11 protein-coding genes are annotated in these 11,881 nt (G+C 69.1%); 5 read left to right on the top strand and 6 right to left on the bottom strand.

The window, feature by feature from the left end; genetic code table 11:
• Positions 1 to 199: 199 nt before the first annotated feature.
• The gene (locus ACIBGM_RS02980) at positions 200 to 931 is read right to left on the bottom strand and encodes an aldo/keto reductase (protein ID WP_396384288.1); all 732 of its coding nucleotides are present in this window, start codon (positions 929 to 931) and stop codon (positions 200 to 202) included.
• A 127-nt stretch (positions 932 to 1,058) separates the two neighbouring features.
• On the opposite strand from ACIBGM_RS02980, the gene ACIBGM_RS02975 reads away from it, so the two are divergent.
• From ACIBGM_RS02975 to ACIBGM_RS02965, 3 genes are read left to right on the top strand one after another with little or no spacing between them, the layout of a single operon-like run.
• Positions 1,059 to 1,919: a fumarylacetoacetate hydrolase family protein gene (locus tag ACIBGM_RS02975; RefSeq protein ID WP_360526853.1), complete on the top strand. Its 861-nt coding sequence runs from the start codon at positions 1,059 to 1,061 to the stop codon at positions 1,917 to 1,919.
• Positions 1,916 to 2,677: an SDR family NAD(P)-dependent oxidoreductase gene (locus ACIBGM_RS02970; RefSeq protein ID WP_396384287.1), complete on the top strand. Its 762-nt coding sequence runs from the start codon at positions 1,916 to 1,918 to the stop codon at positions 2,675 to 2,677. The genes ACIBGM_RS02975 and ACIBGM_RS02970 overlap by 4 nt, the downstream gene beginning before the upstream one ends.
• Positions 2,678 to 2,725: 48 nt before the next feature.
• On the top strand, positions 2,726 to 3,400 hold the full coding sequence (locus ACIBGM_RS02965) for a FadR/GntR family transcriptional regulator (RefSeq protein ID WP_360526847.1): 675 nt from the start codon (positions 2,726 to 2,728) through the stop codon (positions 3,398 to 3,400).
• Positions 3,401 to 3,426: 26 nt separating this feature from the next.
• On the opposite strand, the gene ACIBGM_RS02960 is transcribed toward ACIBGM_RS02965, so the two are convergent.
• On the bottom strand, positions 3,427 to 3,840 hold the full coding sequence (locus ACIBGM_RS02960) for a PPOX class F420-dependent oxidoreductase (RefSeq protein WP_396384285.1): 414 nt from the start codon (positions 3,838 to 3,840) through the stop codon (positions 3,427 to 3,429).
• Between the two features lie 8 nt (positions 3,841 to 3,848).
• Positions 3,849 to 5,045: an MFS transporter gene (locus tag ACIBGM_RS02955; protein WP_396384283.1), complete on the bottom strand. Its 1,197-nt coding sequence runs from the start codon at positions 5,043 to 5,045 to the stop codon at positions 3,849 to 3,851.
• Positions 5,046 to 5,128: 83 nt separating this feature from the next.
• On the opposite strand from ACIBGM_RS02955, the gene ACIBGM_RS02950 reads away from it, so the two are divergent.
• Positions 5,129 to 6,037 (top strand): LysR family transcriptional regulator, encoded by a 909-nt coding sequence (locus ACIBGM_RS02950; RefSeq protein ID WP_360526838.1) that lies wholly within the window; start codon positions 5,129 to 5,131, stop codon positions 6,035 to 6,037.
• A gap of 209 nt (positions 6,038 to 6,246) precedes the next feature.
• On the top strand, positions 6,247 to 7,203 hold the full coding sequence (locus ACIBGM_RS02945; protein ID WP_396384281.1) for an NAD(P)-dependent alcohol dehydrogenase: 957 nt from the start codon (positions 6,247 to 6,249) through the stop codon (positions 7,201 to 7,203).
• Between the two features lie 75 nt (positions 7,204 to 7,278).
• On the opposite strand, the gene ACIBGM_RS02940 is transcribed toward ACIBGM_RS02945, so the two are convergent.
• Genes ACIBGM_RS02940 through ACIBGM_RS02930 form a run of 3 tightly spaced genes read right to left on the bottom strand, consistent with a single transcriptional unit; the run spans position 7,279 to position 11,767 of the window.
• On the bottom strand, positions 7,279 to 8,340 hold the full coding sequence (locus ACIBGM_RS02940; RefSeq protein ID WP_396384279.1) for an alpha/beta fold hydrolase: 1,062 nt from the start codon (positions 8,338 to 8,340) through the stop codon (positions 7,279 to 7,281).
• A 28-nt stretch (positions 8,341 to 8,368) separates the two neighbouring features.
• Positions 8,369 to 8,881, bottom strand: a complete 513-nt coding sequence (locus tag ACIBGM_RS02935; RefSeq protein WP_360526829.1) for a VOC family protein — start codon at positions 8,879 to 8,881, stop codon at positions 8,369 to 8,371.
• Positions 8,882 to 8,920: 39 nt separating this feature from the next.
• Entirely contained in the window at positions 8,921 to 11,767 is a 2,847-nt protein-coding gene (locus ACIBGM_RS02930) for an AAA family ATPase (protein WP_396384277.1), read from the bottom strand.
• Between the last annotated feature and the right edge of the window lie 114 nt (positions 11,768 to 11,881).

Raw genomic sequence — 11,881 nt, 5'->3', positions numbered from 1 at the left:
CGTCGTAGTCGTAATACGTGTCGACTCCACCGATCCTCATCGGCCCTCCCAGCCAGTCCGAACCACCCCAAGGCTGCTGACTGTTCAACAGACCGGCGCTCCGCAGTCTGCCATCGGCCTGCCGTACCGCACTAGGCCCTTTCCCTGAACGACCGGATGGTGGACCGTCGCTACTTGGTGGCGATCAGGTGGTGGTCGCTCAGGCCTTGCCAGAGGGAGGGTGGGATGGGCGTGCTCGGGTTGGCTTGCCCGCGAGGAGACCGCTGTTGAAGACAGCCGCCGCGACGATGCGGGTGCCGTGACGGTCACACTCGCCGAGCAGCTCCGGTACGGCGCTCTCGTCGAGCAGCGTGTAGCGATTCGCCACCATCAGTACGTCGGCGAGCCCGGTCCGCACCGAGGCGATCAGGGCGTCCACGCCAAGCGACCCAGTGCCGATGGCCGCGACGACTCCCTCGTCACGCAACGCCGCCAAGCCCGACAACGCGGTCTCCTTGGCACCGGGGATGCCGGACATTTCAGGGTCATGCACATAGAGAATGTCGACCCGATCCAAACCCATCCGAGCAAGCGATTCCTCGGCGCTCGCGCGGACTCCGGACACCGAGTAGTCCAGCTCTCGACGCAACCGCGCGGGTACGGCGAAACCAGTGTCGTCCAGCGCCGATCCGTCCCAGTCGGGGTTCTCCCGCAGTAGCCGGCCGACCTTCGTGGACACGACGTACTCGTCGCGTGGCTTGGTCGCGAGGAACCGACCCAGGCGCCGCTCGGACAGGCCCAGCCCGTAGTGCGGCGCCGTGTCGAAGTGCCGGACGCCGGCGTCCCAGGCTGCTTCGAGGATCGCCTCGGCCTCGTCGTCGGAGAACTCGCGGAACAGGTTGCCGAGCGGCGCGCAGCCGAGACCGAAGCGGGGCAGGTCACTCAGTCGCATCGGCCGCTCCCAGGGATCTGAAGGATGGACACGAGGCTAGACATCACATGTTTGCCGTGTCAATCTACCGCCAGAGGCACAAACTGCCCGCAAAACCATCGAAAGATCGTATCTCTGGAGGTAGTCGATGAAGTTCGCCCGCCTGGGACCTGTCGGCGCAGAAGTGCCCGTCGTCGTCGGCGAGGACGGCGTACGCAGCCTCGCCGCGCTGACCAAGGACCTCGACGCCGGGTTCTGGGAGTCGGACGGTCCGGCCCGCGTGGCAGCGGCGCTCGCGGCGGGCGAGCTGCCGCTCGTCGAAGACACCGGCGACCTGCGGATCGGAGCTCCGATCGCCAAGCCGGGCGCGATCGTCTGCATCGGGATGAACTACGCCGCGCACGCCGCCGAGTCGGGCGCGCAGCCGCCGTCGACCCCGGTCATCTTCTTCAAGGCGCCGAACACGCTCGCCGGCCCGAACGACCCGGTGACGATCCCGCGCGGCAGCACGAAGACCGACTGGGAGGTCGAGCTCGGGGTGGTGATCGGCAAGCGGGCGTCGTACCTCGACTCCCCCGCCGACAGCCTGGACCATGTCGCCGGGTTCGTGGTCGCCAACGACCTGTCCGAGCGCGCGTTCCAGCTCGAGGTCTCCGGCGGCCAGTGGAGCAAGGGCAAGATCGCCGCCGGCTTCAGCCCGGTCGGCCCCTGGCTCGTCACGCCCGACGAGGTCGAGCACCAGAAGCTCGGCCTGCGCAGCTTCGTCAACGGCGAGCCGCGCCAGGACTCGAACAGCGCCGATCAGATCTTCGACGTCGCCACCGTCATCCATCACCTGAGCCAGTACATGGTGCTCGACCCCGGCGACCTGATCATGACCGGGACGCCGGAGGGAGTCGCGCTGTCCGGCCGGTTCCCGTACCTGCAGCCCGGTGACGTGGTCGAGGTGGAGATCGACGGGCTGGGTCGCCAGCGCCAGGAGTACGTCGCGTACGAGGCCGGCCGGTGACCGCCGTACCGGAGTACGACGGACTGGTGGCGATCGTCACCGGCGGCGGCTCGGGCATCGGCGCGGCGGTCGTCCGGGAGCTCATCGCCCGCGGGGCGCGGGTGGTGGCGATCGATCTCGATCCGTCGAACGTGCCCGCGGACGTGCTCGGGGTCAAAGCCGACGTGACCGACGACGAGAGCGTGCGTACGGCGGTCCAGCAGGCCGTCGACGCCTACGGCCGGATCGACGTGGTCGTGAACAACGCGGGCGTCGGCGCGCAGGGCACGGTCGAGGACAACCCCGACGATCAGTGGCACCAGGTCTTCGACGTCAACGTGATGGGCGCGGTCCGGGTCAGCCGGGCCGCTCTCCCCTACCTGCGGCAGTCGCCGGCCGCGGCGATCGTGAACGTCGCCTCGGTCGCCGCGACCACCGGCATCCCGCAGCGGGCGCTGTACTCGACCACGAAGGGCGCGGTGCAGTCGTTGACCATGGCAATGGCTGCCGACCATCTCCGCGAAGGCATCCGGGTGAACTGCGTCAACCCGGGCACGGCCGACACCCCGTGGGTCCAGCGCCTGCTCGACGCCGCTCCGGATCCCCAAGCCGAGCGGGCGGCCCTCGACGCCCGGCAGCCACACGGCCGGCTCGTCAGCGCCGAGGAAGTGGCACTGGCCGTCGTCTACCTGGCCGGCCCGTCGTCCGGTTCGACCGCGGGTACGGCGCTCGCCGTCGACGGCGGCATGGCTACGCTGCGACTGCGCCCGCGCAACTGAGGCCGCGCAGCTGAGTCCACGCAGAGGGAGTCGAGGCAGAGGAGTCGTATGGCACTGACCGACGTCGCGATCGAGAAGATCAAGGCGATGATCCTCGACGGCCGCCTGAAGCCCGGCGACCGGCTGCCGCGCGAGGCGGACCTCGCCGAGCAACTCGGCATCTCCCGCAGCCCGCTGCGGGAGGCGGTCAGCGTGCTGTCGATGCTGCGCATCCTCGACGTCCGCCGGGGCGACGGCACCTACGTGACCAGCCTGTCGCCCGACCTGCTGCTGGAGACGATCGGCTTCATCATCGACTTCCACCAGGACTCCAGCATCCTCGACCTGTTCGAGCTGCGCCGTGCCCTCGAACCGATGGCGGCGGAGAAGGCGGCGCTTCTGATGAGCGACGACGACGCGGCCCAGCTCCTCGCGCTGACCGAGGCTGTCGACGTGGACAGCCCGGTCGGCGACGTGGTGGCGAACGACCTGGAGTTCCACCACCGGATCGCCGCGGCGGCGGGCAACCCGGTGCTGTGCTCCTTCGTCGACAGCGTCGCCGGCCGGACCCAGCAGGCCCGGATCTGGCGCGGCGTCACCCAGGAGGACTCGTTCGCGCAGACGCAGCGCGAGCACCGCGCGATCGCCCTCGCCATCGGCGAACGCCAGCCCAGCGTCGCCGCCGCGCTCTCGCTCGCGCACGTCGCCGGCATCGAGAACTGGATCCGCCGCAATCTGTCCTAGCGGAGCACGCACCGGGCCCTCGCGGGTCAGCCGAGGCCAGTTCGGGCGATGACGTTGGTGATGCTGATCCGGACGGCGGTGAAGCCTTCCTGGACGAATGCTGCCGCGACGCCGTCTGCAGGTTGGGAGGGGTAGTAGCGCTTGGCGATGCCTTCGCCGATGTGTCTGACCTGGTCTGGCTCGGCGGAGAGCTGCGCTTGTCCTTCGACGGTGACGAAGCTGTAGGGCTGCCGCTCGTCGCTGACGCAGAGCGCGATGCGCCGGTCATGGTCCAGGCTCTTGCCTTTGACGCTCCCCGGGGACAGGGCGAAGGCGAGTTCGTCGCCGTCGAGGATGAAGCAGACCGGGGTGACGTGAGGACGGCCGTCTGGTCGGGTCAGGGCGACGTGGGCGAGTCTTGTTCCTGCGGTGACGAAGGATCGCCATTCGTGGTCGGTCATGGTTGTCATCAGTGTGTTCCCTTCGTTGCGAGGTTGCGATGCGCAGCTGGGACGGAGGCCCGGCGGCGTAGTGCTGGGGCGATCGCATGCTGCGCGGCGAACAGCGCGAGCCCGGTCGCCGAGCAGGCTGCCCACAGGACGGTTCGCCCGGCGTTCTCGAGCAGCGCGGTGCCGAGCAGTGGTCCCAGTACGGCGCCGAGGCTCCACGTGGTGGAGGCGACGCCCATATAGGTGCCGCGGAGGTCGGCCGGCGCGAGATCGGCGAACGTGGCGCCGAACATGACGGCAATGCCGATCTGGCCGAGCGTCCACACAAGGACCGACATCGCGTAGCCGGTGCCACTGTGCACGACAGCGTCGAGTCCGGCGCCGACGCCGCCCAGCAGCATCGAGACCGCCAGTACGGCGGCTTTGTCGCGACCTTCGAGCAGCCGTACGGCGATCGGTTGGACGGTGATGATCAGGATCCCGTTCAGGGCGAGCGCCGCGCCGTACAGCTCCGGACCGTGACCGTCGCCGGCCATGATCAACGGGAGCGTCGAGAACGTCTGCAGGAAGGTCGCGAAGTAGACGATGTGGATGCCGGCCATGGCGAGCATCACCGGATCGCGCATGAGGACCGGTAGCAGCGCGCGTCTCGTCGCCGGCGGCGTCGGCGCGTGGGTCTCGGGGACGTGGCGCCATACGATCAGCGCCGCGAGGACTGCGGACACCGCGTTGATCCAGAACAGGACGCCGTACCCGTGTCTGACCAAGACTCCAGCGGCCACCGTCGAGACCGTGAAGCCGACGTTGGCTGCCCAGAAGAGGAGGCCGAAGGCACGGACTCGCTCGCGTGCCGGCAGGTCGGCCACGGCAGCCGATCCGGCCGGGCGGAACAGTTCTGAGGTCAGCCCGACAGCGGCGGCCGCCGCACAGATCGCCGGTGTCGTGTCCGCAGAGCCGAGCGCGATCAGCGCGCCGGCTGCACCCAGGAACCCCACCAGCATCGTGTGACGGCGACCGATGCGGTCGCCCAGCCAGCCGCCCAGTAGCTGCGACCCGATGTCGCCGACACCGATCGCCGCGACTACCGCGCCGGCTGTCGTCGGCGAGAGGTGCCGTTCTTGGGTCAGGTAGAGCACCAGGAACGGCCGCGCCACTCCACCGGCCCGACCCACGAAATGGGTCGCGGCCAACGCCCAGACCAGATTCTGCGTCCTCATGCCAATGACGCTAGGTTCTGCGGTGCATCGTGAAAAGCGATAGTTATCGATCAAGTCGATCGCCATCGGCTATGCTATTGGCTGTGGCTGACCTCGAACTGCGTCACCTGAGGACGATGGCCGCGATCGCCGAGGAGGGAACGTTCGGGCGAGCGGCGGCCCGGCTGGGCTACACCCAATCGTCGGTGAGCCAGCAGATCGCCCTGCTCGAGCGGGCCGTCGGTGGCGCCGTCTTCGACCGGCCCGGTGGTCCCAGGCCGGTGCGGATCACTCCACTCGGCGAGGTCGTCCTGACCCACGGCCGCAGCCTGCTGAAGCAGTCGGAAGCCCTGACCGACGCCGTCGACCGCTTCAAGGCCGGCAGCGGCCGCATCGACATCGGCACCTTCCAAAGCGTCACCAACCTGATCCTCCCGGCCGTCATCCGCCGGCTGCTCGACGAGCACCCCGGCTGCGACATCAGGCTGTACGACGTACAACCGGAGGACGCGCAGATCGGCGATCTCGATCTGTTGTTCCACGACGGACCCGTCGGCGGCGACGTCGACCGGGTGAAGCTGCTCGACGAGCCGTACCTCCTGGTCGCCAGGGCCGGCAGCTTCCCCGCTGGTCCCGTGCGGGTGAAACTGCTCGACGACGCCCCGATGGTCGCCTGGCCGTCCACCTACCACCAAACCTGGCTGGAACGAACGCTCGCCGCCACGGGCGCACGACCACGGATCGTGTTCCGAACGCCCGGCCACGAAACCATCATGTCGATGGTGCGAGCAGGCATCGGCTCCGCAGTACTGCCCTGGCTGGCCCTGCACGCATCCGACGCCTGGTCCGACGACCGCCTCACCATCCACCAGCTGACCCCATCCCCCACCCGCGAAATGCACCTCCACTGGCCGTCCCGCGTCACCCAGTCCCCCCTCGCAACCCAAGCCATCCAAATCACCACCGAAGTAACAACAACCCTCGCCGAACAGGTGGCGTCGTCTACGACCTGACGGTGTTCGTGGGCGTATCGTCGTCGCAGTCACCGAGGGTGGGAGGGGATGACCATGGGGGCCGACTCGCAGGTGGGTGTTGAATCCGAACCTGGCCGGGGGTGGGGTTGGGGTGGGGTTGGTGGGTTGGGTCCCGCGCTGGCGAGGTGGCTCGGTCGAGGAGTCGCGCGGCACCGGGTGGCGGCTGCGGCAAGGGTTGCGAGGCAGGCGTGAAGGCGGTCGTCTACGAGCGGTACGGCGGGCCCGAGGTGCTCCGGGTCGAGGACGTTCCGATGCCCTCCCCCGCCGCAGGTCAAGTGCGGGTCAGGATCGTCGCAACCTCGATCAACCTCAGCGATTGGGAGTGCCTGCGCGGATCGCCCGCCTACGCACGGATCGGCGGCCTACGTACGCCGGCGCGCCGTACGCTCGGCTCGGACATCGCCGGCGTGGTCGACGAGGTCGGTGAGGGAGTGACCCGATTCCGCCCGGGCGACGAGGTGTACGGCGACAACCTCCTGCTCAAAGGTGGATTCGCCGAGTACGCGATCGCTCCCGAATCCGCACTCGCTCCCAAGCCCGCTCAGCTCAGCTTCGCGGAGGCGTCGACCATCCCGCAGGCGGGGGCGATCGCCTTGCAGGGCACGAAGTCCGCCGCCGCGGGCCGCCGCCTCCTGATCAACGGCGCCGGCGGAGGATCGGGGTCGTTCGCGATCCAGCTCGCCAAGCGGCTCGGTGCTCACGTCACCGCGGTCGACAACAGCACCAAACTCGACTTCATGCAGTCGGTCGGCGCGGACGAGGTGATCGACTACCGCCGCGACGACTTCACCAAAACCTCCCCTCCCTACGACCTGATCCTGGACCTGGTCGCCCACCGGTCGGTGTTCGCCTACCGACGTGCATTGGCACCCGGCGGAAAGTACCGCTGCGTGGGCGGCTCGGTCCCGACGCTCCTCCGCGTACTCACAGCCGGCTGGCTGGTCGGCCGCCTCAGCGGACGCTCCATCGGCGTCCTGCCAGTCAAGGAAGGCCCGACCCACTTCACCCCACTCGCGGACCTCTGCACAACCGGAGACGTCAAGATCCACATCCACCAGACCTACCCCCTCGACGACGTCCCCGCCGCCCTCACTACCGTCGGCAAAGGTCAAGCCCTCGGCAAAGTAGTCATCACCCCCTCCTGACAAACACGTGCGGGCGGTTCGGCGGCCTCGGCGCAGCCCGGGAGGGAGGCTGGGCCGAGGAGTGGGGGTTGCCGGTCAGGTGGAGAGGAAGGTGTTGAGGGCGGTCAGCATCTGGGTGGGGGCTTGTTCGGCCAGCCAGTGGCCTACGCCGGGGATGACCAGGGTCTGCACGTTGGTCGCCGCGGGCAACATTCCTTGGCCGGCGAGCGGGCCCCAGCTGTTCTCTCCGCCGATGCCGAGGACCGGGATGGTCAATGGGGTCGCCTTCCGGTTCCTGTTCTGCTCGACGGTGGCGTACCAGGCGCGGTAGAGCCCGAAGGTCGCCCGCAACGCGTCGCGGTCGCGGTTGTAGAGACTGATGTAGTACTTGATCGCGTACTCGGGCAGCGGCACCCCGCCGCTCTGAATCGTGTACTCGTAGCGGTAGAAGCCGTCCGCGTTGCTGCGGACCATGTCGATGATCAGTTCGTCGTTGACGCGGTTGAACGGGATGTGCCAGACCTTGTCGTTGACCGGGTCGGGAAGGAACAGGCTCGGGTCGTCCGGAACGCCGGGCGGGCCGGGGATCTCGGCGAGGGCCACGCGGGTCACCTGGTCGCGGTGGTCGGCGGCCAGCGCGTAGCCGACGATGTAGCCGGTGTCGTGGCCGACCACGGCGTACCGCGGGTAGCCGAGCTTGGTCATCAGCGCGGACACGTCGTTGGCGAGGGTCGCCGCGTCGTAGCCGGTCCGGGTCCGCTCGGTCAGCCCGATGCCGCGCTGGTCGGGTGCGATGACGGTGAACTTCCGGGCCAGGGTGGGCATCATGAACCGCCAGGCGTACCAGTTCTCCGGCCAGCCGTGGAGGAGCAGCAAGGGCGGCCCGCTGCCGCCGATGACAACGTGCTGGCGGATCCCGTTCGCCAGCACGAACCGGCTCTTGAACGTCTTGGTGAAACCGTCCGGGAGTCGTGGCGCCGTGCCGACCGAGCCGATGTCGTCTGCCACCTTCCCGGGAGCCGCGGCGGCCGAACCCCAGCCACCGATCAACGAGAGGCCGGTCGCTGCCGCGGCGCCGGTGACGAGGCCACGGCGGGAGACGCCGGGGCGAATGCCCGCGTCGTCGTTGTCAGGAGGTTCTTCGGGAGACGAATTCACGGTGGTGTCCTTTCAGAGCTTGCCGTCGTCAGACTCGGCCCGGGAGCCGCTCGGTGATCTCCTGCAGCAGCCAGCGGTTGCCCTCGGTGTCGTGGAAGGAGGCGTACGACGCGTACGAGCGGCCCTCCGGGTCGTGCCCCGGCGCACGTCCCGAGTTGCCGATCTGGAAGCCGCCGCCGAGGCTGCCGCCGGCGTCGTGGAACACCTCGCTGACGTCGACACCACGCGAGACGAACTCGTCGCGGGCGGCGTCGATGTCGTCCACCGCCAGCAGCAGCCCGTCGTGCGACCCGGGCTGGGCGGCGGTGACCGCCGTACCGAACACGATCGAGACGTGGGATCCGGGCGGGGTCAGGTGCATCATCCGGTAGCCGTTGTCGAGATCCAGATCGACGTCGACGCGCCAGCCCAGGCCGACGTAGAAGGCCTTGGCGCGTTCGTAGTCGGCGACCGGGATGACGACGACCTCGAGCCTGAACTGGACGCCGGTGGACGGAGTCGCTGTCGTCTCGCTCTGGCTACTCACTTGTGTGCTGTTCATGAAGGCCCTCCAGTGGCCGGTTGTCGGTAGCCAGAAGTCTCAGCGCCGGGAGGCATCGGTCGCGCCCGGGTCACCCCCCGGTCCGGCCCCTGGTCGGGCCGGCGCCAGGTGTGCCGCGCGTACGACGGCCGGCGCCAACGCCTCGCCCAGTTGTTTGCGAGAGGTGATGCCGAGCTTGGTGAACACCTTGTGCATGTGCCACTCCACAGTGCGTGGACTGATGAACAGCTCGACGCTGATCTCCGCGTTCGTCCGTCCTGCCCGCGCCATCCCGGCGATCTGCGCCTCCTGCGCGGTCAGCAGGTCGTCCGCCACAGACGCCCGCTTGCGCACCGTGAGGCCCGTCGCCTCCAACTCACGGCGTGCCCGTCCGGCGAAGCCGTCGATCCCGAGCTCGACGAACAGCTCATGGGCCGCTCGTAGGTGGACCCGGGCGTCGATGCGTCGACTCTGCCGCCGAAGCCATTCGCCGTACAGGAGATGGGCGCGGCCCAGGTCCGCTCTGACCAGAGTGCGGCCCAGACTGTCGATCGCCTTCAGGTACAGAGTTTCTGCTGCTTGCCCCTCGCTCACCAGGGCGCGTGACCGTGCTTCGATCCCGAGTGCCCAGTCGGTGGAGCAGGCCTCGGTCCTTGCCTGCAGTCGCTTGAGAGCATCGGTAGCCTGCTGCATTTCGCCGGTCCGGGCAGCCGCCTCGACGAGTTCGACCAAGGACCACGTGGCGAGGCCTAGCTCCTCTTGTCGCTCGCATCCACGGGTGGCTGCGGACAGGGCGTCGTCGTACCGTCCCAGTCCGTTGTTGAGGACTGCCTCGGCCCAGTACGGCGCTGTGCGCCAATGCCCGTCGCCGCCCGCCGGCACCCCGATCGTCGTCTCGGCGATCAGCCTGGAGGTCTCGAGGTCGTGGCCCCGCCAGGCAGCAAGCGGCAACCGGCCGTACGGTCCCAGCGGGCAACCGGTTGCGATCCCGACCGCCTCGGCCTGCAGCGTCATCGACATGGCCGCGTCACATCCTGCGGCAAGCAGCTGGATCATCGAGCCCGACAAGAGCGCCGGCCGCAGCACTGTCAGTGCACCCACCGAGCGCGCGAGCTGAATCAGCCGCGTTGTCAGCGCATGCCAGCTCCTGTCGTCCCAGACCTCCTGGGCCGCGCGGCAGGCGAGCAGCAACCAACGGATCCCTTCATCGGCACCGGCCTCCTGATCCTGAACGACGCGGAGTGCTCGCTTGACCACGGGCGCGCCCTCCACGAGTCCTTTGCTCGTGAGTACGGCGAGACCTTCCAGCAGCAGACCAGGTCCGTCTGTCGGTTGCGGCGCTGCCTGCACAGCCTCCGCGATTTCCAGTACACCGCCCCCGGTTCCGCCGAAGGTCAGAGCGTTGTCGAATGCCTCGCAGTACGCTTCGCGCGCCTGATCGGGCTCAACGGACTCCAGGAGCTGGGCGGCTTCGAGAAGCTCTGCGGACGTGTCCGGTCCGGGCTCGCTGTGGGCCGTCAGTTGTGCGTCCAGGAACAGCATCTGAGTCCTGGCCAGGTCGTCGAGTGGTCCTGCCCGCGCCACGGCGAGCAGGCGGCGCGCCGCTCGCAGCGCGCCGGCCTGGTACTTCGCCTCCGCCGCCGCCAGCGCACGTCGTGCACGGCCGGCGCGATCGGCGGTCAGCTCGGCGGCACGCGCTCGGAAGGCGGCCACGGCCGGCAAGCCTCCTCGCTCCATCGCATGGTCGGCGGTCCGTTCCAGATCGGCGGCAGCCTCCTCGTCAAGGTCAGAGACGGCGTACGCGCGATGCCACGCGCGGCGGTCAGCGTCGGTGCCCGGATCGGTGGCAGCCGCGAGAGCTCGGTGAGCGGCCTGGCGTTCCTGCGACGATGCCGCCTCGTAGACTACCGACCGGGCGAGCGGATGGCAGAACCGTACGTACCCGTCGAAGGCGACGAGCCTCGTCGTCACGGTCAACGACACCGCCGCGGCGGTGATCCCGAGCTCGCCGGCCGTCCGCCACAGCAGGACCGCATCTCCGGTCGGATCGGCCGCGGCCAGCAGCAACAGCTGCCGCGTCGCGGCAGGCAGCAGTAAGTACTGTCGCCGGAAGCTGTCCACCATCCGATCAGGCAGGGTGATCCGCGGCAGCCCGTAACCGCCGGCCAAGTGGTCAGGTTCCTGCCCATCGATCGCCTGCTGCAAGGCGAGCGGGTTCCCACGAGCTTCGTCGACGATCCGTTCCCGCACGCGCTCGTCCAGCGGACCGACGGCGGTCGAGTCCAGCAGGTGGTGCACGTCTCTGGCGGCCAGCCCGCCGACGACGAGCTCGGGAATTCCTGCCAGGTGTGGCCTGTCGTCGCCCGGCCCCTCGCTGCACTCGCCTACGGCGATGGCGAGCACGACCGACTCCCCCACCAGCCGACGACCCACGAAGCCCAGGACCTGCGCCGACGCGGCATCGAGCCACTGCGCATCGTCCAGAACGCAGACCAGCGGGCGTTCCGCGGCCGCAGCGGACAGCAGGCCGATCACGGCCATGCCGACCACCAGACGATCGGGAACCTCACCGGCGCACAAACCGAACACCGTGACGAGCGCGTCCCGCTGCGGGTCGGGGAGCTCTGCCAGGCCGCCGAGGATCGGCGCACACAGTTGGTGCAACCCGGCGAATTCGAGCTCCCGCTCCGACTCGAGCCCTGCTGCCCGCAGGACCAGGCAGCCGGACGCCCGCTCCGCGAGGTAGGCGAGAAGCGTGCTCTTCCCCACTCCCTGCTCGCCGCGCACCACGAGCATCTGGCCCGCGCCCGTCCACACGTCGGCGACCAGCCTGTCCAGCGTCTCGCACTCCCGGTGCCGGCCGCGTGGCCGGTGTCCGGAATGTCCACCCGAAGGAATGGTCAGCACCTGAGCTCACTCCCCACCTCGACGCAGAGAGCCTGAGTGGCTCCGTCGCTGCCATCGTCAGGAAGCGGGGGCCTCGATCGAGTCCGCCAGCTGCACAGTCTGACTGGCCAGTGT

This window comes from Kribbella sp. NPDC050470, assembly GCF_044458365.1.
Lineage (GTDB): Bacteria > Actinomycetota > Actinomycetes > Propionibacteriales > Kribbellaceae > Kribbella.
The sequence above is the reverse complement of the archived record's forward strand: the minus strand, read 5'-3'. Positions and strand labels throughout refer to the sequence as shown.

What these genes read in the sequence shown, in the direction of transcription:
- ACIBGM_RS02980 (WP_396384288.1), bottom strand. Translation starts at nt 931, where the DNA reads ATGCGACTGAGTGACCTGCCCCGCTTCGGTCTCGGCTGCGCGCCGCTC.
- ACIBGM_RS02975 (WP_360526853.1), top strand. Translation starts at nt 1,059, where the DNA reads ATGAAGTTCGCCCGCCTGGGACCTGTCGGCGCAGAAGTGCCCGTCGTC.
- ACIBGM_RS02965 (WP_360526847.1), top strand. Translation starts at nt 2,726, where the DNA reads ATGGCACTGACCGACGTCGCGATCGAGAAGATCAAGGCGATGATCCTC.
- ACIBGM_RS02960 (WP_396384285.1), bottom strand. Translation starts at nt 3,840, where the DNA reads ATGACCGACCACGAATGGCGATCCTTCGTCACCGCAGGAACAAGACTC.
- ACIBGM_RS02955 (WP_396384283.1), bottom strand. Translation starts at nt 5,045, where the DNA reads ATGAGGACGCAGAATCTGGTCTGGGCGTTGGCCGCGACCCATTTCGTG.
- ACIBGM_RS02935 (WP_360526829.1), bottom strand. Translation starts at nt 8,881, where the DNA reads ATGAACAGCACACAAGTGAGTAGCCAGAGCGAGACGACAGCGACTCCG.